This is a genomic window from Candidatus Megaera polyxenophila, assembly GCF_029982035.1.
GTDB classification, from domain to species: Bacteria; Pseudomonadota; Alphaproteobacteria; order Rickettsiales; family Rickettsiaceae; genus Megaera; species Megaera polyxenophila.
This window is the reverse complement of the sequence record NZ_CP104168.1, coordinates 14,174-37,123: the sequence shown is the minus strand read 5'-3', so window position 1 is coordinate 37,123 and position 22,950 is coordinate 14,174. Positions and strand designations below refer to the sequence as shown.

Genomic DNA, 22,950 nt, shown 5'->3' with positions numbered 1-22,950 from the left:
GCATTATAATGCATAATAAATTTGCTTTTTTCTGGGATATCCCATGGACAAATGATAGTGGAAACCCATTAGAACTTAAGAACCAGAATATATATGATATATCAGTTTGTAGAACTAGCTGCTGCTTACTTACTAGGAATAATCACTCCAGGCCCATCATTATCATTAATAATTCAAAATGGAATTATTCACTCTCGAAATGCTAGTTATCAAGCTTGTGCAGGGATTGTTACAGGAATTGCTGTACAGGCTGGTAGTATCTTACTTTGTTTAGACATGATAGAAGCTTATCCAATATTTCTTCAAGTGCTAAAAATATTTTGTGCTTTATTCTTAGTTTTTTTAGGAGCAAAATCTATTTTTTTAGCCGATGCGTTTGATGAAGTTAAAATAAGAAATTCTCTAAGAACAGTTAAGAAAAAAAATAATTTCTTCTTAGAGGCCTTTACACTTGAACTCTTGAATCCCTTTGCTTTTACCTTTTTTATAAGCGTAATGTCACTTATAATTGAGCCAAACTCATCTTGGTTTTCTCAATTACTATACTGGGTTGAAATAGTTCTATTAGGCACCCTATGGTTTTATACCGTAGCATTTTTAGCTTCTACAAAAACAATATTCGTTTATGTCGAGAGATTTAGTAAGCTATTACAAATATTAGCTGGCATATTATTTATCGCTTTCGGTATTAAAATGCTATTATTAGCTTAAGATTATTAGAAGTACATATTATGATTTATGATATTTCTCCCATTATAACACATTCCAAACTCGTTGACAACAGATGCGACAGAACCTCAAACTTTCATCTTCCAGATAAAAGTGGTTGATTTTTATATAATTAAAGGTTAAGTCTTAAAAGTAGATAAAAAGACGCTTAATCTACACAATTTGGTAAAGCGCACTTAGTACGCAAAGCTATTTTATTCCATAATTGTAGAGAATATTTAAATATATGACACAACAGAATGTTTTACATGCCATTCAGGATTTTACTAACGCGTTAGGTATAGATAACGTGACAATATCTAGAGAGCAATGTAACAAATTTGAAAACACGACATTTGCTACTAATCAAAAAGTACAAGGAGTATTATATCCTAATAGCAAAGAGCAAGTGCAACAATGCATTAATATTGCATACCAATATAACATTAAACTTTATCCCTTGAGTACAGGACTTAATATAGGATTAGGGGGCACCGTACCTGTAGAGAGCAATAGTTTTATCCTTAATTTAGGAAAAATGAATCAAATTATAGAGTTTAATGAGAGCCTTGGATATATTACTATAGAATCGGGAGTAACGCAAATTCAAGTAGTAGAATTTCTAAAATCAAAAAACTCTAACTTTATTCTTAGTCCTACTGGGAGTTTGCCAGAAACTAGCATAATAGGCAACGCCGTTGAAAGAGGAGATACTAGGGGAGCTATTCCTCAAAGAGCAGAAAGTATATGTAATTTAGGTGTTGTATTACCCAGTGGTGAGTACATGGAAATAGGTTTCGGTAGGTTTGCTAATGCTAAATGTTCAGGAATAAGTAAATACGGAGTTGGACCTGATTATACTGGGTTATTTACCCAATCTAATTTTGGAATAGTAGTAAAATTGACTTTGTGGTTGGCGCCTAAAGCTGTAAATTGCGACATCATATTATTTACCATGGAAACTAATGAACAACTTAAAAATTCGATTGATTTATTACATAGATTAAGAATATATAACTTATTCCATTGCGTAGATTTTTTTAATGATTATAAATTTTTAACCGTGTCTCAGCAATACCCTTGGGAACATAAAGATAATCATGTTGATCTTGAATCTTTTATTTTAGAATGGAGAAAGAAAAGAAGAATAGGACGGTGGAACGGAATAATTACAATTCACTCTTTATCCAGCAATCACAATAAATTTATTGTATCCACAATAATAAAATCTCTTAAACCTTATGTAGAAGAAATTATTTGTACTTCATCCCTAAAATTTAAGATTACTAGCCTATTTAGAAAGCCTATAGAATACATGTTAGGTATAGATCTTTCATTGTTAGATGACTTACGTGAAACAAAATTTGCACAAGGCATTCCTAGTAGTTTTGCCTTTAAAAGCTTATATTGGAGAAAAAAAATACCTATACCACAAAATTATACTCCCGTAGAAGATAAATGCGGCGTTTTATGGCTTGCTATAGCCGTTCCTTTTACCAGTCAAAATATTTTGTTTTGTATAGAAGAAATAAAAAAAATACTTAAATTATACGAATTTGAGCCTAATATTTCATTACTTGGTATAAGTGACAGAATGATTACTATAACCGTTTGTATTATTTACGATCAAGAAATTAGCGAAGAGAACGCTAAAGCAAAAGCATGTCATGATCAAATTTTAGAGGTTATGTCAAATAATGGTTATTATCCTAATAGATTAGGAATTCAGTCGATGCAATCTATACCTACATCCTCGTGTTTTTATGACGGTTTTATGAAGAAAATAAAGCAATTTATTGATCCTAAAGATATAATAGCCCCTGGAAGGTATGATAATAGACATAATTGGCCCAACTAAATTTTAATCGGTTCTGATACTGTCTTAGGTGTCAAGCACTAAATTTGGAATGACATTCTCCTCGCAGCTTGCTGCGAGGAGAATGTCATCAAGTTTTTTTGCTAAAGACGGTATGTTAAAGGAGCTGACAAAAAATCTATTTGAAAGAGCTTTACAAGCAGAAATAGACGAGCATCTTGGCTATAGCAAATATGGCAGAGCAGAAACGTAGAACAGTAGGAATGGGGTTGTAAATTGTAACTAACTATTGATCCACCTAGAGCAAAAATTGTAATTAAAATTGACCCACCTAAATAAGTAACCATACCTTTAAAAGTTAATCTCTCTCGGGTTTAATTCCCTGAAGCTTGCTTCGTTTTAGAAAAGTCTTAATATTTCTATATTGTAGAAAGTCAGTATATTCATAAAAGTCACAATGTATCGGTTTTAGTATATCACATAGTTGCTCCTGCAAAATTTAGAAAGAAAATATTTGAAGACGAAGAGGTTGAGGAATGGCTAAAAGTGATATGTCTAGAAATCTAACAAAGATATGAGATAAATTTTTTAGAGATAGGAGTGGATGAAGATCACGTACATTTTTTAGTACAATCAGTACCGATGTATAGACCAAGCAAAGTAGTGCAAATCATAAAGAGTATAACGGCTAGAGAAATTTTCTTAAAATTTCCGTATTTAAAGAAAAAACTATGGGGCAGTGAGTTTTTGTCTAGCGAAAACTATAATTACCGGTCGCCGACAATTATAATTACCGAAATTTGGTCATAAAAAAATCACATTATTTTACATCTATTTTCTCCTCTGTTTTTGTTGATTTATGAGAATAATTTTTTGCAATTTTTGCAGCATTGATTCTATAACTTTCTGTATTCAGCTCAAGAATAGTAGCATGATGGGGTTCTTAGCACAAATCCCCGCCGATAAACCAAAATGCCCTGTATACTTTATATCTCTAGGTGTATAAAGGTTGTTTTGAGGTTCTTTTGTAACTGTGCAATTATATCCTCAATATTTATTGTACTTTTTGCTTGTAGGAATACATATTTGCCGATAAAGTTTATGTGTTCCCACCTTACTGGTGAGATGCTGTTTAAATAGTTTATTCCTTCTATATTTCCTTGTGCAATGCACTCTGCAAGTAGTTTATCTAGTATAATTGCATTGTATAATATTATAGAGTTTGCTAGTAATCTAGAGCATTGATTCCATACCTCATTCTCTAAAATAGTCTGTCCTCTGAACTTTCCACTATGCACTTTTGCTATAGCTTTACGTAGCTGGTGGTAAGACTCAACCCTGTTTAAAGCTTTACGGATTTGACTCCGCATTATTTCGTCATCTATAAAATCCAGTAAATAGATACTTTTCAGTATTGAATCATATTCCCAAAGGGCTATTTTAATTCTGCTATATCTTTTATGAGATGACAACTTACTTATGATTGTAGCTTGTGTTGACTCTTGGATAGCAAGTGATACAAAAATCCTTTGAATATTTTCCCATTCCTCTATTATAAGTTTTCTATTGGCGAGTTTAGTAGGTTTGATAAAGCAGTCTTTATAAAAGGCCAAATGTTTCATGCTCCTGAGACTTTTAACTTGTTCTTCTGGATCAGAAAAATTTGGCATAAATAATTTACTTATGGAATCAAGCACAGCAAAATTGACTCTGTTAATTGAATGCATGTCTCCTGATACCGCGTCTGGCTCCACTTCAGAAGTATTATTATATATAATATCATAGGTATAATGGCTCTCATGTTCATTAGCGCCAATAATCTTGCAATTGATCGGTACATGGTTGAGCACCATACTAAAAGGGACAATACCTTTTTTTAAGCCAAAATATTTTGGAGAGTATCTAGATTGCATAGTATCTAGCCTTGTTTCAAACTTTTGACCATCTACTGCAGCCAGTAATTTATTTGGCAAAATGTTCCACGAATTAAAAACTTTCAGACTTGCTATTTTGTTACTGATAATATCGTTAGCTTCTCGTAAATTCTCTAGGCTCAAAAAGTTTTTTTCTATATTACTCAGAGTACTATAGCTTATATCACAACTTCGCGACATGCGATAAGTACCAAAGCTAAACCCGTTGGCTACAATGCACGCAATGATTCCTTCGTCATCAGCTTTTTGCTTAGAATAACGTGGTTTGATATGATCAAAAGCTTCACAGAAGTTGGTTTGTTCATTGATAAAATATAGTAATTCGCTAATATTGATATTTGGTACCCCAGCAAAGAAATTGTCATCTTTCTCCTCTATAGTAGGATTGATTAAATGCCATTTGTGGTGCGTTTTACTATTCTTATCAACTTTATCATCTTTAGTCTTGCTTTCTTTTATTTTAATGTAACTGTTTCCTTTACTGGCAATTTTTCTATTCACTTCTAGGATTTTTGTATGAAGTTTTACCTCTAACTCATCAAGTCTTTGTTCTATATTGACTGCGATATTAGGGTAGTTCAGTTTTTGTATAAGTTCGTCTTTATTTTGCCATACCTTATCAGAAACAAGATCTGCACTTAAGCTTTTGTATTTGGTACTTTCGTTGCAAAAAATATTTCCTTTATCAATTTCTTTTACAATAGATTGGTATAGATAAAACTCATATTTATCAGGATGATAAGCATTGATCGTAGTAGCTTTGTCTGAGTTTATTCTTGTTTGTTTTGTACTTTCAGATTTAGCAATACTATCATTTTTTGAAATGCGTAGATACTTTCTGATATTTTTGGGGATAAATTTATCAGGAAATTTATCTGTAGTTACCTTGTTCAAGGGCAAGTTTTTATCAAACACATCCTTCAAGAATAATATTGCTTGCATTAAATCATCGTCCTTTTTAATACTACAAAACTCTATCGATCTGAATAGCATACGAAGATTAGTCTTGATACGCTTAGCCTTATTAACATAGAATTCCCATTTAGCAGACTGAAAATCAAATGTTTGCCCTACAATATATTCTGCTGTTGGTAGATATTGATTTTTAGGCAGAATATCATACGCAGTTTGCCAGAAACTTTTATATTCCATTTGTTCTGCATCGCATCCCATAAATTTTAATAAGGTGCTGACTTTGGGTAAAATATTGTTATAATAAATTGTATGGAGCATGAATTGCTTATTAGCATATTCGTTTGCCTCCTGAATAAAGTTGTTATTATAATAGATCAAACCGGTAACCAAATTGTTGATGACTTCTTTGTATCTTTGATTAATGTAACATAACAGATAAAGCTTTCTAAGTGGTTTGCTAAGTTGCTCTAATCTGTAAATATTATACTCATCTGCGATACTAGCGTAATATCTGATACATTTAGGTGATATTTCAAATTTATCTATTAGCTGTTTAGATAGTTTATAATATTCTAAATACGTAAGAGACTTGGCACATTCTGCTTTGAGCTCTGTATGTTTAAAGTTTTTCGGTTCTACCCTGAGTGTCGGCAAATTTGTTGCAGACTCTGATTTAGTCATGCCGGATAAAAAGGTGTCAAATTCCTTTGGTATATTCTCCCGGAGAATGTTTTCTATACGTTTAAACTCTATGCTGATGGATAAGCTGATGATATACTGTAATATGGTGTAACCGGGGGTAGGACAATCTGTTTTATTTGAATCTGGGATAGTAATTCCCTAAAAATATCTATATGATTTGCATGGATACGCACTAAAAGTAAAGCCTGTTCAACAAGTTCTTTGCGTGTTTTGGCGTCAAAAGTTCTATAGTTCAGTAAAGCAAGAATTCTCTTGTTGGTTTCTTCTTTTTTTGCCTTAAGTAAAATACTTTCATATTTATCCTGTATGACAAAATATTGAGTCAGTATGTAATCTATGTCCGGTAAAACATCATGGTATTTAAAAGAAAATAACCGTCCTTTTGCTTTAAAATAGCCCAGCTGCAATATTGCGTGAACTTTAGAAGGAAGATCAGGAATTTTTTGAATGAGCAGTTTTTCTTGCTTGTTTAAAGAAAAATCAATAATCCTTTTCTCTAACGTAAATTGTGGTAAAGAATAAAGATCGCTTATTTCAGCTTCACTTAAAATCTTAATGCGTTTGTAGCCTGTACCCATAAAATCATAATTTTTGTATAAAACATAACGGGCGTTAAAATATTGCTATTTTGTAGGTATCTTATATGTTACATAGTATATATACTATGTATAGTTTTCATATAAAACTAGAGTTAAAACTTAACAGGCTCTAAAATGACTAAAATTATAGCTTATATTCGTACCTCAACAGATAAACAGGAGCTAAATAATCAAAAACTTGCAATACTAGAATATGCACAAAAAAATAATCTCAAGATAAACGAGTTCGTTGAGATTCAAATGTCTTCTAAAAAAACTCCAAAACAGAGAAGAATAGAAGAAGTTTTAGAAAAACTCTCTAGTACCGACATGTTGATTGTAACAGAGCTCAGTAGGTTTGGTAGAAGTACACCTGAAGTCATAGAACTGGTTAATGAACTAGTTGCAAGAAGTATCAGGGTAGTAATTCTTAAACAGAACCTTGATATCAGCAAGCATGATATGAATTCCAAAGTGACAATTACCTTGTTTGCATTGTTTTCAGATCTTGAACGTGATCTAATAAGCCAGCGTACTAAAGATGCTCTCGCACTCAAGAAGTCTCAAGGACAAGTATTAGGTAAGCCAGTTGGTACTGTACAAAAAAGTAAGTTTGATAAGGATGCTAACAAAATTATTGAACTCTTAGCTCTTGGACTCTCTATAAGAAAAATAGCAAAATTCTTAGGTTACAAGAATCATATTTCACTCAATACTTATGTGAATAAAAGAAATTTAAAAGATGAGGTTTAAACGGATAAAAAACGTGAGTTTTGCAATGGCTTAATTAATATCATGAAAATGGTCTAAGACCTTTATTATAAAAGGCTTACAGAGTATTACGGTTTATCGGCGGGGATTTGTGCTTAGAACCCCACATTGCTATGACTGCTTCTTTTGAATTGCCGAGTGCTTTTGTTATGCCGAGTTCATCGGCTATTGCTTTAAGCACGATTATTGCTCCAAAACTTTTACCTTGTATAACTTCTGCACCTTTAATACTAGTAAGAGCCGATAAGTCCGATTTGTGTTGTAGAGCTAATTTGAATGATGAAATTTCATCGGGGGTTAAAGTACATAAGCTAGCTATGGTTTTCTTTTTAACCTTACCGTTTTCTCGGTAAGAAGTTCTTAACAAATAGCGTTTATGTGTTTTTCCGCTTCTCATGTATGTTGCAGTGTCTACGTACATAAATATAGCTCTAAATTTAAACCTATTACATGGTATAGCAATCACAAAAATTATCTCAAGTAGGAAATTGTGTTTAGCCGTGTCTACGTATATACAACAAACAACTCTCTTTCCTAGGCGAATCCTAACTTACAGCGATTTTTTAGGGAAAACTTCCGTTGTAACGAAAGCCGGCCGGAAGAGCAAAAGATTGAAATTCGTCAAAACACATACCTTAATAATATAATTGAGCAAGATCATCGATTTATCAAGAAGCGAACCAAGCCGATGCTTGGGTTTAAGAGTTGTCGTTCTGCTAAAATTACTATCACCGGTATTGAAAATGTTCGTATAATTCAAAAAGGCCAAATTATAGGCGCTAATGATAATGCTACCACTTTTGAGAATTTTAAAATGTTGATGGCCTCATAATGCCTAAAATCTGACCTTTCCCAATTCTACTCTACCTCCATTTACAGATGCGACAGAACCGATTAATATAATGAAAAAAAATCATGCACTATACCTAAAACATCTTTCGGTATCATAAAGGATAAGTACGCTTTATCCAATTGCCGTGAAAAGTATAGCGGATATGATGCGGCATTTTAATAAGCGCAATAGGTTGACTGGCAACGTTATTGGCATCAAGAATTAAAAGGCTGCTTTTGTGTTCATATTTATTGTATACCAAGGTGAGTAACACACCGTCACCTTCGGAAGCAGACTCAGAATTTGGAACAAAAGTTGTCTCACTAAAAACGTAATTAGAACCCATCGTAAAAATTTGTTTTTCATTAGTACAATTATCGTACCGCACTAAGCCGTCGCATAAATCAAGCGATAAGCTGTTATTTAATGTCACTGCGGAGTAACCGTATCTATGTTTACGACCAGAATATCTGTCATCGATTTTTGGATATTCACCTCGATAAGCCCCTATATTGATTTCTTCCGTAGTTCCGTTTTTTAGATTCAAACGCCACCGCGATAATTGCATGGGAGTATTAGGATCGCTCCAATGGGCCAATCCGCATTGGTTGATCTTTAAAAATCCTCTATCGTATTTATATCCTTCAAAAACTATAATGTCAGAATCTTCCTGATACGCATTAAGTACATGAGAAAGCGCATGCGTTTCAGTTTTAAAATATTGCACTTTTTCAGGGTATCTACGATTTGATACCACAAAAAAAGTTCCCAGTTCCGGTTTCCAAGAATACAATGGAGAAGAAGTAGTGCTATGCATATTAAATACTTCGGGAAATATCGGTAAAATTACGTAGTCCTCCGTTACGCCGAAATCATGAATTAAAGATAAATATGGAACTGGAATACTTACAGAAGTCAAAATCTTACCGTATTTATCAATCACGAAATAAGCAAGGCTAGGTTTTGCATCTTTTGATAGGTCTTCATCAAGGTTATACCCTATATTAACCAATTCTCCGGTACGATAATCCTTTTTAGAATGCGCACAAAAACTAATCCGCTTACCGTCAATATGATATAGCCCCTTAGTTTCCAGACTATCCGGGTCTATTTCATAAGCCATGAATTCATCTTGTAAACTTAATAGTTTACCTGCGTGCCATATAATATTTGCGTTGCTGAAAGTTTCAGGAAAACGTAACCCGTCACCACCAGTCAAACTGGAATTAGTTCCATGAAAAAGAGCTTTTCTGGCAACCGCCTCGGTTTTGAATTTCTCAGTCCTTACCCAACGATTTTTGTAATCAACCGTTTTGTCGACACGAAATTTAAAGGCATAAATCATTCCGTCACCATCCAAAGGATTAGGATCATCTAAGTTCGGATAATGCGGATTAGCCCCATTTATATAAAAAGTCCCGCCGATTATACAGTCAGGTAATTTTCCGATAACTTCTAAATCCGTTATATCTTCTTCGCAAGGCCAAGGAGCCCAAATTTTTTGATAATAATAGTTATTACTAAAATTTTTCGGCATATTAAAACTTCCTCCTCTTAAAATATGTACTTGATTAATAATATTCTATCTGACAAAATCCACCACTCATGCCATATATAAGCAGAGCTATGATTGGTTTTTAGCAAGTTTAGCAAACTAAGTTTGTAACTAGCTTTCTTGCCTTCGTCAACATCAATTTTGAAATACTTTGATATAATAGAAGACAGTTAGTTAGTATTAGTAGAGTATTTAGAGATCATCGCAAGGCAGAGCATTATAATCCGGTGATTCTCTCCGACGAACCAGACCTGAGCTACATCTCGAAATTCAGTACTTAAGTCTAATACTTGTATAGCATCATCAGACACAGAAATTAATCTCTCTCGGGTTTAATTCCCCGAAGCTTGCTTCGTTTTAGAAAAGTCTTATAATTTCTATATGGTAGAAAGTCAGTATATTCATAAAAGTCACAATGTATCGGTTTTAGTATATCACATAGTTGCTCCTGCAAAATTTAGAAAGAAAATATTTGAAGACGAAGAGGTTGAGGAATGGCTAAAAGTGATATGTCTAGAAATCTAACAAAGATATGAGATCAATTACTATCGGCTAAAGCCGGTAGTTTGGTCAACGCTTGCAAAGCGGATTAAAAGCGTAAACGCTAAAACTCCGATATTTTAAAATCATCTCTCTTATGATGCATTTCTTGTTCCTCTATGTATTTTTGCACTTCATTTGAGTTCACATGACCAACCATAACAACAAAATACCCCCTAGCCCAGAGATGTTGACCCCAGTAGCGTTTTCTCAGTAATTCAAATTCTTGCAGTAATTTCCGACTGCTTTTTCCCTTAATGTATTGTACTGCCTTTGATACGGGAATACTCGGGGGTATCGACAGTAGTAAATGCATGTGATCTGGACTCATGCTGCCACTTGCTATGTCTATGTAATTTGCCGCACATATTTCTCTAATAATTTCTCTAGTTCTATCAGCTACTTGTCCGGTTAGAACTCTGTATCTGTATTTCGTACAAAATACTACATGGTACTTCAGATCATATATCCTGTGCGAACCTTTTCTATATTCCATAAGCTACATCTCCTCTTCTCTAGTAACTTATAATACTAAAGTGTTCGCCTAAAGGTGAGGGTGTTAACCCTATCCCACTTAACTACATAAATTTTTTGATGACGCAGGAAACAGCGATTATGTTGGCTAATAACCTTACCTTCGTGGAAGGTTACTACCTTCCACGCATAGGATTTCATATTCACTGCAACTCCTACATATTCACAAGGAACACTATACATATTTGTATCGTACTGCACTAAGCTTAAAGGAGATACTACGGTTGGGTACAGCTTATAGCCTTCAAATTCACCCCTGTATTTTATTAGATGCTCACGCTTTTCTTCATATACTTCAAAAATCGTTCTGTCTTTAAACTCAGGGTGTTTATGACTTCTAGACCAAGCTAAACGTTGCAAATTTATGTCTTCATAGCTTTTTCCCTTCAGTATAGGGGTAAAAAAGTTACGTCTTGTATTCCCTACCTGTTTTTCAACCCGACCTTTCTCCCAACCAGATGCAGGATTACACATACTAGGCTCAAATAAATAATGAGATGCCATTTGCGCAAACTGCTCATTTAGTTTACGCTCTGTACCGAGTATCTTGCTAACGGCAGTTTTCATATTGTCATAAATACCTTTCCGACAACAACCTTCAAAAAATTTAAATGCCTCCGCATGTGCCGCCATGACCATCTCAAGTTGTTCGTTCGGGTAAACTACTACCAAAGAATGGCGGCTATAACATAGCTTTATCCTCGCCGCCTTAACTCTAATAATCTTTTCATTTAAATTTATAGTCCCTTTGGTGGTGAAAACCTCCATCTTCCAGATGGAAAAGCTTTAGCTTGTCTAATGCGCCATGATGCGGTAGCATCATAAGTCTATGACTTACTATAACAAAAGATCACATTCAGTTTTTTATCATCGTTATCATATAGTATGGATAACGAAATATCGCTATAAGGTACTTACTTACGACATAAAAAAACGTGTTCGGGAACTAGTGTTACAGGTAGCTGAGGAAATGAGTATAAAGATAGAAAATGGCGTTGTATCAAGCGACCATGTCCATATATTTGCAAATATTCCTCCGCATATTAAAATTAGTGAATTTGTTCAGAAAGCTAAGGGAAGATCATCTAAAAGAATACAGGAAGAATTTCCGATACTAAAAAAGAAATACTGGGGTAGACATTTATGGGGCAGAGGATACTTCAGTTCAACTAGCGGTAATGTTACAGATGATATGATTAACGAATATATCAACAAACACACTGACGCTCATGAGACCGACTTTACTTCAAATATTAGGCTAGAATGAGCTTTAGCTTGATAAGCGACTTCTAGTCGCAAAGATCAAACTTTCATCTCTCAGATGAAAGTGGTTGATTTCCTCTTCACCTCAATCAAATTGAAACGCCTCTCCCGACTCAAAATCTAACGGAATAAAAACTTGCTTACCCTTGGCTTCCCGTTCTCTGCGGAATTTTCTGGTAACCAAATTCACTGATTCATAACTTCTTTTATATCCCGATGCTTGAAGTTGTTGATATAATTTCCTAGCAGTCATCCTACGTCTTAACGGTTCCTTACTATTTTCTTCAAGTAATTGATGCAGTATACCGAGATGGTGCTCCAAAGCCGGTTTCTTTCTGCTATGTTGCGTTAATTCGAATTTTGTCTATCACTACGGATAACTTTTTTAACTGTATTTTTTGATATATTATGGGCTCTGGCTATCGTCCTAATTCCTTTACCTTCAACATAGTACATTCTTCGTATTTTTGCGATTGATTCCACTATAAACACTCCTTGATTACTCCTTTAAAAATTATTTAAAATATTAACTTCTTAAAGGTATGGTTACTTATTTAGGTGGGTCAATTTTAATTACAATTTTTGCTCTAGGTGGGTCAATAGTTAGTTACAATTTACATCCAAGGGATGATTCTGTTTTTAAGCCTTTATACTTGACAATAGATTACATTAGACGAAAATGGAATATGCCCATTCAAAATTGGGGAAAAGCTATGGCCCATTTTTTGATAAAATTTGAGGGTAGAATTTAAGTGCCTATTTTTGAATTTACACACTTAAAAAGACAGAGCCAAACATCGATCCAGGGTTTTTAAATCCTTAATTAGGTGAAGATAAATTTACGCTTACGTTGATAGAGGTCTTATTTTACATGCTTTCTAAATATTTACTACTTTCTTGTCTATTGCTCTACGAAAAACTAATTTTTAATATCCTTTGATTAAAGACTTCTAAGTCATATTTGGAATTGCTGTCATTTACGTTTCGCTTGTCTCACTGATGACTAATTTAAACAATTCCTTAGCACGTTTTATATCTTGCTCAAGTTGTGCTACTGAACTATTGACAAAATAGACACTTAGGGGTATTCCGTTCATATCTTTTGTTACGTATATTTTTTGACTGAGACGAACCTGTATATCATGGCATATATATGAATCTAACTTCATAATTTCGTCTATTCCTTCAATTTTTATTATATGACCTTCTTGTGAAGAATGAAAACTTAACTCGATAGCAGGTTGCCTTTGAGAGTATTTTAAGGCACAAACATAATTTGCATCGGTAAGTACCTTAATGCTTTCAACGTATAGGTTGACCGAGTATGCACTAAGTATTAATTCTGGTAAGTATCCGCCGCATAGGCGAGAGGCTATTTCTATAAGCAGGATTTCTTTTTTTGAATTAATTTTTAATTCTGCGTGAATTAAACCAACGCGAATATTCATAGCTTTGATTACTTCTTGCAGATACTGGAATAAATCTATAAAAGCCGGATCTTGAATATCGCACCCGATAACGGTTTCGTACAGAAAGTGTATTCCGTCCCTGTTGATTTTATTATACTTTAGTATACTAACGATATGGATTCCGTTATTAGCCGCTATTGCATCCACCGCATACTCGTCACCGTCTATAAGGCCTTCTATTAGAGCTGAATCCGAATATTGACTAAATAGATTTGGATGCGAAACAATGATGTTAAATTTTGCCTTCAGAGTGTCCATGTCATTACATAAATATATATGGTTCGTTCCTGCTCCTTCTGGCGTTTTAATAACGCAAGGGAAGCCCACCTTATGAAAATTCTTTTCTAATTCGGAAATGGTATTACAGTAGATAAAATTAGGATGATTTAAAGAATGCTCTTTTAAAACCTGCCTCATTTTATACTTATTTCTCGTTACGTCTATTGTATCTGGATCGTTTCCGATCAATTCCAATAGCCGTGCAAGCTTATTGGCTGATAATATACCAGGTTCAGTACAAGGTATTACACCTTTTATGTCTAGACCCATTGATTTTATATAAGAGCATACTTCATCTACATTACTATTAAAAATAAACAAGTACTCATTAGACGTTACATAGTCTTTTAAACTGCCTGTGAAATAAGGTTGATTGATAATATTTTCTTTTTGGTCATCAAAATACAAAATAGGTACGAACCCTAACTCTCTAGCATACTTAATGTATCCCTCTCCTGATTGCTTATAGGGATTGGTTAAAATTAAATAATTACTCATGCTGTCTCCATAATTTTAAATCGTTTAATTTATATAGGCCAATTTTGGCTTAAATTACAGAAACGAGGAAAAAGCGAACTAGAACTCCAAATTTCTGTCAATTTCTTCTCTTTTATAGAAAATATCCTGCAATAAGTTTATCTTACTTAAATGCTTTATCCCTTTAGGATGATCATGTTTTACGTATTTATGCTCTAGAAAATCTAATCGTATAATAAGCATTATGCCGCTTTAAAACTAACCACCTCATTAAAAGAATAATCTTGTGTTGTGCGCCAGGTATACTAGTCCACCCCTGTGCCAGATGAGAAGTCCACTATATACTAACTTTTTTGTATCATATTGTCATCCTCCATTTTAAATTTTGGCGTAAAGTTTTTTCGGTAAGAATCACCCTCTAATACTACTCTATACGAATTATTAACTATTCTATCCAAAGCAGCGTTAGCCATAACAGGATCAAAAAATCTTTCCGCCCATGTTTCAATTTTCCTATTTGTGGTAATGATCAGACTAGCATTTATATGCACGGCCGCTATTAAATCATATAAATCAGATGATTGTTCCGCTGATAAGGTTTTTAGGCCAAAATCATCTAAGATCAATAAATCAACTTTTGTATAGGGCTATCGGCAACATAGCTGCTAAAAAGACCTATAGCGTATTATACGAACAATAGCCCATTAATATTATCTTGACAGTTACTTTTTTCTAAAGTAACCTGCAAAGCAGGTTATCTGTTGGAGTTCAATAAAAGAAATCCCCGCCGCAAGCAGCGGGGTATTTTAGAATTTTAGAAAAAAGCTAACTGATGGTCGTCATGCAGTTTCTTATATTCCTTGCCTTGATTTTTTACGTATTTTCCTATCATATTCTCATTTCCATGCTTACCTACCGTACTTGTGAAATATCCATCAGTCCAAAATTCTCCGCCCCATAATTGTTTCTTAACCTGTGGACATAATCTGAATATTTGACGAGCCGTAACACTTTTAATTATCGTTACTATTTTTGTTACGCTATAAGTCGGTACAGATTGTACTAAAAAATGTACATGGTCTTCATCAGTTCCTATTTCTAAAAATTTTATTTGATATCTCTTTTCTATCCCTAAACATACTTCCCTTAGCACTTGATCAACCGATACATCAAACACCGCTCGGCGATATTTTGCTGGAAATACCAGGTGATACAGTAAAACAGTAACATTGTGACTCTTGTGTATATATTTGCTCATCCCCACATCTTACGCCGCAAGCGGCGGGGAATATACCCAAAAGAGATTAAAAACTTCTACTTTCCTAAAAGAATATTGGCCATGCACCAATGTATTTTTTGTTGATAGGGGTAAAACCCTTGCCATATCTTCTTCATCTACTTTAAAACCTTTCTGATTTAACATTTCATATACCTTTGCATTTGCTCCGTATTCCATAGTACCATTGCATTTGACACAAAACTAAGACAACTGGCTTTGTTCATCATTTCTTCGTAATCATTTGTCTTAAATGATCCCTGATCCGCAAAAAATACATACCTTGCGAGTGCATGCCTGGATTCCCCACGATTTAATTGTTGTCTTACCGCATAGCGTAATTTTTCATCATGCAGGTACCTGAGTATGTATGTACTTTTAACTATTCTGCCTAGATGTACCAATGCTTTTGCCAGTTTTGTAAAGGTTTCCTGTGCATGCAATTTTTTTACAATTATATGAGGTTTAACTAATCCCATTTTCAGCGAACATACCAATCTGATTATGTCATCCCATTGTTCACATATCAAAGCTTCATCTATTTTTTCTTTACTAAATAATTCAGGATAGCTTGTAGCCTTTCTATCAAAACAATATAACTGCTGATCTTTTAGATCCTTAAAATGGGGTTGAAAAGATATACCTAATCAACCACTTTCATCTGAGAGATGAAAGTTTGATCTTTGCGACTAGAAGTCGCTTATCAAGCTAAAGCTCATTCTAGCCTAATATTTGAAGTAAAGTCGGTCTCATGAGCGTCAGTGTGTTTGTTGATATATTCGTTAATCATATCATCTGTAACATTACCGCTAGTTGAACTGAAGTATCCTCTGCCCCATAAATGTCTACCCCAGTATTTCTTTTTTAGTATCGGAAATTCTTCCTGTATTCTTTTAGATGATCTTCCCTTAGCTTTCTGAACAAATTCACTAATTTTAATATGCGGAGGAATATTTGCAAATATATGGACATGGTCGCTTGATACAACGCCATTTTCTATCTTTATACTCATTTCCTCAGCTACCTGTAACACTAGTTCCCGAACACGTTTTTTTATGTCGTAAGTAAGTACCTTATAGCGATATTTCGTTATCCATACTATATGATAACGATGATAAAAAACTGAATGTGATCTTTTGTTATAGTAAGTCATAGACTTATGATGCTACCGCATCATGGCGCATTAGACAAGCTAAAGCTTTTCCATCTGGAAGATGGAGGTTTTCACCACCAAAGGGACTATAAATAGCATAACGCGAATAATACCTCCGTAAAACCGGCTGTATCCGTAGAATGTTCAAATGGCCGAGATATATTCTGGTTATCCAGTAATCCGTCTAATACATAAACCGCTTCCCTAACCGCGCATGATAAAATTTCTGTATTAAAAACACTGCATTGGTCAGACATATGAGTGTATATCGTTATGCCCCTATCAAGAGCACCAAAATATCTTGGATGCATGGAGGAGTATAAGCCCTTATGACTTGTGCGGAATCTCATTCCGTCTGATGAACTACGCTCTCCTAGCCCAATTATTTTAGTTAACCAGTAATTTTGTTGTGCTGCGATCAGAATATCACTGGCATTTTTAAGATTGGCCGAGTTAATATAGTAGTTGGAGACATAACTCAGCTTATCACCGCTAATACCCCTGCAGTTCCTGCTAATTCCATATAACCCCAAATTTGTCGCGTGACCCGTTATTGCTGCGTTTAAAATATTCGGTAGTATCACATCTCTGGTTTTGTTCCCCTCTATTGGTTTAAAAGCTCTACCGTAGCCCGTCTGTTTTTGAACGTGGAAGAGTAAATCTTCTATTCTGATTGGTTCGATATAAGAATCCAATATGCCTTTGAGCTCCTTAACCTTAGCAGATTCCGGCAATGGATCATCTCTATGTATCACCAATCTATTGGTTCTTATCTCAGCAAAATTGCCATGACCAAATGATTTGGTAGCCATGTAAAGCTGTTCCGAAAACTCTTGTTTTAGTCTCGCTATGATATCGCTTCCCCGCTGGGGTACATTCATTTCCTTGTAATGGATCGCTTTTTCCTGTTTCCATTGCCGTGTACTATAAAGAGGATCCCAAAAATCCCTGTAATATTTGCTCTGTGGTAAATATAAATTCCCTGTTCTTAATCCCTTTTTTACCGCGAAGCATAACCCTATCTCCCATGCTTTTCTGTTCAGTTCGCCTGATTTTTTATATAGTCCTTTCTTCCACGGGTTTTCTATAAAGCCTGTAGGCATTTCTTTTGTAAATTTTTGTTCCTTGTGATAATGCCTATAGGCATTTAAGCCTGTCATCAGATCTTCACTTCCTGTAGCTGATTTAAATTTTAAATCAAAGAACCTTTGTAAAAACTTGGTTAAATAGCCATATCTTCTTTGGGCTAACTCTGATTTCCCATAAACCTCAAAGTCCTCTACCTTTTCACAGTCACTAATAATATCATCGAGGTTATTATTCGTATCTGTAAGTTCCTCACAAAACTGTTCTAAGGTTACAATCGAGCGGTTCTTGTGATCTCTTAACAGTTTCAGGGTTGATATTGCCCTCTGACTACTATCTCTGGCCCTGTTTCTAAGTTGTTTGAGCTCAATTTCGTAATCTCGGTTGACTCTTCTTTCTATTTCTCCTATCAGTTTGTCATAGCTACCTACCATAGCATCTATAATGGATTTGGTACTTTCATGTAAATAGCAAACCATCATAACATCCCGTTTTGTACTTGGCTTAATCCTTCTTATCGCCGCGATATCATATTTGTGAATTATTTGAGCCAGCTTCTCTGAATAGCTTGGATGGATTAATTTCCAGGGCAAAGATTCCAAATTCAATTTTAGCAATTCTTCTATTACCTCAATTTTCAGAGTAATGTTTTTAATATTTACCTCACCAATAGGCTTCTTTATCCCAGGCAAAAGAATATTGCGCTCGTATATTCTCTTTAAGTACAGGTGCTGTACTGCATTAATGCTTGTCGCGAAAGTTTCTAAAATATTTACCTGAGTCTTGTCGTATTTACTATATACATGCCTCATTAACTGGTTTTTGCACGGTAAATGTATTTTTGCTTTGATAAGAGAATTCTCAACTTCTTTAGCTATTTCATTCTTGTTACTAATTAGCAAAGGGTTCTGTTCTAAAAAATTGAGTATCAGGGTATCATTCTTAAAATCAAACTCTTTAAAACCCAAATACTGTTTTACTTCGCCTCTGATTCTAACCTCAATACTTTTATGATTGAATGCCAGTTGATTATGCACCAGCTCCAATTCAAGTTGTTTGGACAGGTGGTTTAAAACTATGATTGATATTTCCGACCAATCTTCAACGAAACGACCATTATTCCTTAAATGACAAATTTGTACCGCATATTTAAGCCTATTTGTGGTGCCTCTTGATTTTTCAATAACAAATCCTGTATCTTCTCCGGATAAAAGCCATTCTAGCAATAATCTTTCTTCATTCATTGATATATTGTCCCGCGTTTTCTACCGTATTGGCTAATCTTTCTTTTGAAGCCGCTGTATAAATAGAAGTAGTATCAAGCGACTCATGTCCAAGCAGAGCGCTCAACTCTACTAAACACTCTGGGTTTGACCTTAAGTAATTAATGGCAAAAGTATGTCTTAAAGTGTGTGGGCTCATATTTTCTATGCCCGCTTTGCCTGCTAAGCTATTAATTACCTTTTGCACAGCTCTGACAGTCATTTTTTTATAGTCCCTTTGGTGGTGAAAACCTCCATCTTCCAGATGGAAAAGCTTTAGCTTGTCTAATGCGCCATGATGCGGTAGCATCATAAGTCTATGACTTACTATAACAAAAGATCACATTCAGTTTTTTATCATCGTTATCATATAGTATGGATAACGAAATATCGCTATAAGGTACTTACTTACGACATAAAAAAACGTGTTCGGGAACTAGTGTTACAGGTAGCTGAGGAAATGAGTATAAAGATAGAAAATGGCGTTGTATCAAGCGACCATGTCCATATATTTGCAAATATTCCTCCGCATATTAAAATTAGTGAATTTGTTCAGAAAGCTAAGGGAAGATCATCTAAAAGAATACAGGAAGAATTTCCGATACTAAAAAAGAAATACTGGGGTAGACATTTATGGGGCAGAGGATACTTCAGTTCAACTAGCGGTAATGTTACAGATGATATGATTAACGAATATATCAACAAACACACTGACGCTCATGAGACCGACTTTACTTCAAATATTAGGCTAGAATGAGCTTTAGCTTGATAAGCGACTTCTAGTCGCAAAGATCAAACTTTCATCTCTCAGATGAAAGTGGTTGATTTTGTTTGCTTAAAAATACTACCTTTCTTTCCTCTAATTTTTTCCCTTCAAAATAATTCCGCAAAGCTTTTCTCGCTGAACTATTTAAAGGTATTGTTCTTTCTTTACCTCCCTTGGCGTTAACAATCCTTATTTCTCCTGATCTATCGTATAGTGTTAGGTCTCTCATTTCCAGGTTAACTATCTCGCCGACTCTAATCCCTGTCTGTAGCAAAAGTTGTGTAAGAGCATAATTGCGCTGTTTTGTCCCATGCGACGAATGGGAAGTTACCGATAACAGTTTGTGAATCTCATGCTTGGTTAATGCTTTAGGTTGCGTTCTTTTAATCTGCCTCAGGAATTTTATTTTTTCGGACGGATTCTTCTTGATGCGTTTCTGACCGGTCATGAATTGAAAGAAATTTCTTAAACTCTGAATATTTCTATTAATTGAGGAGGCTTTCTTTCGTTGATTATGAATTAAATAATCTTTGTAGGCATTTAAGTGGTAATGGGTTACTTTTTCGATATTTTCTGAAAAATCTATTTCTCGGTACCACTTGTAAAAATTTTTTATATCTAATCATAATCAACCTCTTAGCTTGTTAAAATGGTGCTAGGGGCTGATTACAGTTATTATAAAACAACCACTTACTGCTTTTGTGCCCTCGGGCACTTATGACAGTAAACCCCCAGCATAAAGCTTAAGGCTAATAAGAATTGATTTATTAATAATGGTAATCAGTCATCACTAACAGTTTTAAAGCTAATAGAATTAACACTAACAATCAAGAATTATTTGTTTATTTTGTTATTTTTGATATAATATTTAGTATATTAATTTATACTATTTTTAATATGACAAATCTTTCTATTATATTACCAGATACTATAGCAGAAGCTAGTACAAAGGTAGCCAAAGAACTTGGTGTTTCAAGAACAGAATTTATACGTAGAGCTATTATTCACGAACTAGACAATTATAAAACTAAGTCAGAAGAACTCGGAATAATAAAAAGTTTCAACGCAATGAAACAATCTACTAAATATTCCAAGGAATCCAAAAAACTAATCGATAGCCTATTTACAGAGTTACCGCAAGAAGAGGATAAATGGTGGGACAAATAGAAATACTAACTAGGGGTGGTGTCTATCTAGGAAAACTTAACCCTGCAAAACATGCTGAGATCGGTAAAGTAAGGCCAGTAATTATATTAAACTCTCAATTAATACTCGATTCTGCGCCGCCTATTATATTCATCTGTCCTCTTAGTAGTCAGTCCCGTTGAGCGTGACTGGCTGAAAAAAATCTACATTGTTTGGACTTGGAAACTAGGAAAAGTATGATTGATAATAATTGTAGAAATCTAGCTATTAGCAGGCAATGCGATCTACTTTTAATTAATAAATCTACTTATTATTACAAGGCAAAAGGAATAACTACAAGAGACTTAGAAATAATGAAAGTAATTGATGAAATCTATACAGAGCATCCGTATTTCGGGTCCAGAAGAATGTCCAAGCATCTTGTACCCGTTTGGAATTGTTATTGGTCGCAAAGCGGTAAGTCGTTATTACGGAATAATGTCAATAGAAGCCATTTATCCTAAAATGAATTTAAGCAAGCGCAACCAAGCTCATAAGGTATATCCTTATCTTTTAAAAGGCGTTGAAATTACTAAGACAAATCAGGTATGGAGCACCGATATAACTTATATTAGAATGGCACAAGGATTTGTATATCTATTAATCCACCAATTAAATACCCGACTTAGGCGGCATATTTTACTTCTTTCGCCTGAAATAATCTTTTGATATGTTCTGGGTTATTTTGCAGAGTCCTTAGGTAAGATTTTAAATTCCCTTGGAGTTCAAATTTTGTAAGAGGTATATGTTTCCTATTTACATTTCTTTTTAAATCGTTGTTTAAATATTCATCCGGATTATGTTGCGGAGTATACGGAGGCAGAAAAAATAAAGAAATTTTCTTTTTATGTTTCCGAGTCCATATTTGTACTTTTTTGCTATGATGAACCTTGAGATTATCTAGGATTAAGAAGATTTTTTTCTTGGAGTATTTTACCAACCTCCATAAAAATTCTATAAATACATTTGTTTTTAGTGTCTCTTCGTACAGCATAAACCTTAGCTTACCGTTATTTGTAACAGTGGATATCATGTTTATGCTAAATCTCTTCGATTTATGAATCACAACAGGGGTTTTTCCTTTTAAAGGATAGCTTTGTAATACCTGACACTCTTGTTTTATCCCTACTTCGTCGCACCAATGTATTTCTGCCTTTTCATATTCTGCTTGCTTGGCTATTGACGGATATTCTTCATCTAACCAAAATTGAACCCTTTTGGGTTGCTGCTCATATGCTAACTTCTTTGGCTTTTGTGCAGTATACCCCCATCTTCTTAAATATTCGCCTATTGTACTTAGGGGAAGAAAAAATCCACAATGTTTTTTGATGAGTGCATTAACTGATTTTCTTGACCATAATGCTGATTTGATATTGTGATCTTCTGGTCTAGAGATATTTACGTACCCTTGTATTATTTTACTTTGATCTTCGGTTATAAGCCTTTTCTCTCCTATCTTTCTACCTCTTAACTTCCCACTAATTGCGTACTTGTCGCCTCTCTTTTCCCTCCTTACCCATTCATTTACTGTCTGGCGACTCACTCCTATTAATTCACCTACCGACGATTGACTCTCTCCTCTTTTTACTAGTTTTAGAGCAATCTTTCTCATCGACGCTTGTGCGCTTATTGATAATTTCCTAAAATCTTCACTTTTTGACATTATTGCATTATACAAATTCCTTCCTTCTTGGCAATAGTTATGTCGGGTATTTAATTGGTCGGTTAATAGTAGCCATTATTGATTGGTTTAGCCGTTATATTCTGAGCTAGAAGGTTTCTATTAGCTTAGAAAGTGATTTTTGCATCGACGCACTAGAAGAAGCCCTAGAAAAGCACGGTCAACCTG

24 protein-coding genes and 6 pseudogenes are annotated in these 22,950 nt (G+C 34.4%); 13 read left to right on the top strand and 17 right to left on the bottom strand.

The window, feature by feature from the left end; all coding sequences use genetic code 11:
* The first annotated feature begins 955 nt into the window (after positions 1-955).
* The 3 genes and pseudogenes from N3Z16_RS10490 to tnpA (N3Z16_RS10480) form a co-directional block, all read left to right on the top strand.
* Positions 956-2,566 (top strand): FAD-binding oxidoreductase, encoded by a 1,611-nt coding sequence (locus N3Z16_RS10490; protein WP_282487291.1) that lies wholly within the window; start codon positions 956-958, stop codon positions 2,564-2,566.
* A 49-nt stretch (positions 2,567-2,615) separates the two neighbouring features.
* Positions 2,616-2,777, top strand: coding sequence for a transposase (locus tag N3Z16_RS10485; RefSeq protein WP_410519654.1), 162 nt, complete (start codon positions 2,616-2,618; stop codon positions 2,775-2,777).
* A gap of 170 nt (positions 2,778-2,947) precedes the next feature.
* Positions 2,948-3,277 (top strand): annotated as a pseudogene (tnpA, locus tag N3Z16_RS10480) (IS200/IS605 family transposase); the annotation flags it as partial.
* Positions 3,278-3,510: 233 nt separating this feature from the next.
* Here tnpA (N3Z16_RS10480) and N3Z16_RS10475 read toward each other — a convergent pair.
* Positions 3,511-6,054 carry a Tn3 family transposase gene (locus tag N3Z16_RS10475; protein WP_282487289.1) on the bottom strand — a complete coding sequence of 848 codons (2,544 nt, stop codon included), beginning with the start codon at positions 6,052-6,054 and terminating at the stop codon, positions 3,511-3,513.
* 68 nt (positions 6,055-6,122) lie between these two features.
* Entirely contained in the window at positions 6,123-6,653 is a 531-nt protein-coding gene (locus N3Z16_RS10470; protein ID WP_282487288.1) for a DUF4158 domain-containing protein, read from the bottom strand.
* A gap of 135 nt (positions 6,654-6,788) precedes the next feature.
* Between N3Z16_RS10470 and N3Z16_RS10465 the strand changes: the two genes are divergently transcribed.
* Positions 6,789-7,406, top strand: coding sequence for a recombinase family protein (locus N3Z16_RS10465; RefSeq protein WP_282487287.1), 618 nt, complete (start codon positions 6,789-6,791; stop codon positions 7,404-7,406).
* Between the two features lie 76 nt (positions 7,407-7,482).
* Here the strand turns inward: N3Z16_RS10465 and N3Z16_RS10460 are convergent, their stop codons facing one another.
* Positions 7,483-7,845, bottom strand: a complete 363-nt coding sequence (locus N3Z16_RS10460; RefSeq protein WP_282487263.1) for a hypothetical protein — start codon at positions 7,843-7,845, stop codon at positions 7,483-7,485.
* Between the two features lie 186 nt (positions 7,846-8,031).
* On the opposite strand from N3Z16_RS10460, the pseudogene N3Z16_RS10455 reads away from it, so the two are divergent.
* A pseudogene (locus N3Z16_RS10455) lies at positions 8,032-8,256 on the top strand (DDE-type integrase/transposase/recombinase); the annotation flags it as partial.
* Positions 8,257-8,368: 112 nt separating this feature from the next.
* Here N3Z16_RS10455 and N3Z16_RS10450 read toward each other — a convergent pair.
* On the bottom strand, positions 8,369-9,793 hold the full coding sequence (locus N3Z16_RS10450; protein ID WP_282487286.1) for a carotenoid oxygenase family protein: 1,425 nt from the start codon (positions 9,791-9,793) through the stop codon (positions 8,369-8,371).
* Positions 9,794-10,192: 399 nt separating this feature from the next.
* Here N3Z16_RS10450 and N3Z16_RS10445 point away from each other — a divergent pair.
* Positions 10,193-10,324: pseudogene (locus tag N3Z16_RS10445) on the top strand (IS200/IS605 family transposase); the annotation flags it as partial.
* A 91-nt stretch (positions 10,325-10,415) separates the two neighbouring features.
* Here the strand turns inward: N3Z16_RS10445 and tnpA (N3Z16_RS10440) are convergent.
* Positions 10,416-10,847: an IS200/IS605 family transposase gene (gene tnpA, locus N3Z16_RS10440; protein WP_282487285.1), complete on the bottom strand. Its 432-nt coding sequence runs from the start codon at positions 10,845-10,847 to the stop codon at positions 10,416-10,418.
* A gap of 35 nt (positions 10,848-10,882) precedes the next feature.
* Positions 10,883-11,653 carry a Mu transposase domain-containing protein gene (locus N3Z16_RS10435; protein ID WP_282487283.1) on the bottom strand — a complete coding sequence of 257 codons (771 nt, stop codon included), beginning with the start codon at positions 11,651-11,653 and terminating at the stop codon, positions 10,883-10,885.
* A 61-nt stretch (positions 11,654-11,714) separates the two neighbouring features.
* On the opposite strand from N3Z16_RS10435, the gene tnpA (N3Z16_RS10430) reads away from it, so the two are divergent.
* Positions 11,715-12,152 carry an IS200/IS605 family transposase gene (tnpA, locus tag N3Z16_RS10430; protein ID WP_282485546.1) on the top strand — a complete coding sequence of 146 codons (438 nt, stop codon included), beginning with the start codon at positions 11,715-11,717 and terminating at the stop codon, positions 12,150-12,152.
* Positions 12,153-12,768: 616 nt separating this feature from the next.
* A pseudogene (locus N3Z16_RS12115) lies at positions 12,769-12,900 on the top strand (IS256 family transposase); the annotation flags it as partial.
* Positions 12,901-13,125: 225 nt separating this feature from the next.
* On the opposite strand, the gene N3Z16_RS10425 reads toward N3Z16_RS12115, so the two are convergent.
* The 8 genes and pseudogenes from N3Z16_RS10425 to N3Z16_RS10390 all read right to left on the bottom strand — a co-directional run bounded on the left by N3Z16_RS10425 (position 13,126) and on the right by N3Z16_RS10390 (position 19,463).
* The gene (locus N3Z16_RS10425) at positions 13,126-14,394 is read right to left on the bottom strand and encodes an ATP-grasp domain-containing protein (RefSeq protein ID WP_282487282.1); all 1,269 of its coding nucleotides are present in this window, start codon (positions 14,392-14,394) and stop codon (positions 13,126-13,128) included.
* 323 nt (positions 14,395-14,717) lie between these two features.
* Positions 14,718-15,005, bottom strand: a pseudogene (locus N3Z16_RS10420) (ATP-binding protein); the annotation flags it as partial.
* Positions 15,006-15,187: 182 nt separating this feature from the next.
* Positions 15,188-15,631, bottom strand: a complete 444-nt coding sequence (gene tnpA, locus N3Z16_RS10415; protein WP_282485655.1) for an IS200/IS605 family transposase — start codon at positions 15,629-15,631, stop codon at positions 15,188-15,190.
* 9 nt (positions 15,632-15,640) lie between these two features.
* On the bottom strand, positions 15,641-15,796 hold the full coding sequence (locus N3Z16_RS10410; protein WP_282487281.1) for a hypothetical protein: 156 nt from the start codon (positions 15,794-15,796) through the stop codon (positions 15,641-15,643).
* Positions 15,790-16,290: a Tn3 family transposase gene (locus N3Z16_RS10405; protein WP_282487299.1), complete on the bottom strand. Its 501-nt coding sequence runs from the start codon at positions 16,288-16,290 to the stop codon at positions 15,790-15,792. Before N3Z16_RS10405 ends, N3Z16_RS10410 begins: the two co-directional genes overlap by 7 nt.
* A 74-nt stretch (positions 16,291-16,364) precedes the next feature.
* Positions 16,365-16,802 (bottom strand): IS200/IS605 family transposase, encoded by a 438-nt coding sequence (tnpA, locus tag N3Z16_RS10400; RefSeq protein ID WP_282485546.1) that lies wholly within the window; start codon positions 16,800-16,802, stop codon positions 16,365-16,367.
* Between the two features lie 86 nt (positions 16,803-16,888).
* Positions 16,889-19,132: a Tn3 family transposase gene (locus tag N3Z16_RS10395; protein ID WP_282487280.1), complete on the bottom strand. Its 2,244-nt coding sequence runs from the start codon at positions 19,130-19,132 to the stop codon at positions 16,889-16,891.
* Complete coding sequence (locus N3Z16_RS10390; protein ID WP_282487279.1) at positions 19,125-19,463, bottom strand: tyrosine-type recombinase/integrase; 339 nt, start codon at positions 19,461-19,463, stop codon at positions 19,125-19,127. Before N3Z16_RS10390 ends, N3Z16_RS10395 begins: the two co-directional genes overlap by 8 nt.
* A gap of 6 nt (positions 19,464-19,469) precedes the next feature.
* On the opposite strand from N3Z16_RS10390, the gene tnpA (N3Z16_RS10385) reads away from it, so the two are divergent.
* Positions 19,470-19,907: an IS200/IS605 family transposase gene (gene tnpA / locus N3Z16_RS10385; protein WP_282485546.1), complete on the top strand. Its 438-nt coding sequence runs from the start codon at positions 19,470-19,472 to the stop codon at positions 19,905-19,907.
* A 43-nt stretch (positions 19,908-19,950) separates the two neighbouring features.
* Here the strand turns inward: tnpA (N3Z16_RS10385) and N3Z16_RS10380 are convergent, their stop codons facing one another.
* Together N3Z16_RS10380 and N3Z16_RS11550 are read right to left on the bottom strand one after the other, a co-directional pair.
* Complete coding sequence (locus N3Z16_RS10380; RefSeq protein WP_282487278.1) at positions 19,951-20,364, bottom strand: tyrosine-type recombinase/integrase; 414 nt, start codon at positions 20,362-20,364, stop codon at positions 19,951-19,953.
* Positions 20,365-20,532 (bottom strand): annotated as a pseudogene (locus tag N3Z16_RS11550) (site-specific integrase); the annotation flags it as partial.
* Between the two features lie 281 nt (positions 20,533-20,813).
* Here N3Z16_RS11550 and N3Z16_RS10375 point away from each other — a divergent pair.
* From N3Z16_RS10375 to N3Z16_RS10360, 4 genes are read left to right on the top strand one after another with little or no spacing between them, the layout of a single operon-like run.
* Entirely contained in the window at positions 20,814-21,083 is a 270-nt protein-coding gene (locus N3Z16_RS10375) for a ribbon-helix-helix domain-containing protein (protein ID WP_282487276.1), read from the top strand.
* Positions 21,068-21,244 carry a type II toxin-antitoxin system PemK/MazF family toxin gene (locus N3Z16_RS10370; RefSeq protein ID WP_282487275.1) on the top strand — a complete coding sequence of 59 codons (177 nt, stop codon included), beginning with the start codon at positions 21,068-21,070 and terminating at the stop codon, positions 21,242-21,244. The genes N3Z16_RS10375 and N3Z16_RS10370 overlap by 16 nt, the downstream gene beginning before the upstream one ends.
* A 54-nt stretch (positions 21,245-21,298) precedes the next feature.
* Positions 21,299-21,565, top strand: coding sequence for a hypothetical protein (locus N3Z16_RS10365; RefSeq protein WP_282487274.1), 267 nt, complete (start codon positions 21,299-21,301; stop codon positions 21,563-21,565).
* On the top strand, positions 21,540-21,770 hold the full coding sequence (locus N3Z16_RS10360; protein WP_282487273.1) for a hypothetical protein: 231 nt from the start codon (positions 21,540-21,542) through the stop codon (positions 21,768-21,770). The genes N3Z16_RS10365 and N3Z16_RS10360 overlap by 26 nt, the downstream gene beginning before the upstream one ends.
* On the opposite strand, the gene N3Z16_RS10355 is transcribed toward N3Z16_RS10360, so the two are convergent.
* Positions 21,727-22,764 (bottom strand): IS630 family transposase, encoded by a 1,038-nt coding sequence (locus N3Z16_RS10355; protein WP_282487272.1) that lies wholly within the window; start codon positions 22,762-22,764, stop codon positions 21,727-21,729. The genes N3Z16_RS10360 and N3Z16_RS10355 overlap by 44 nt on opposite strands.
* Positions 22,765-22,950: the final 186 nt, after the last annotated feature.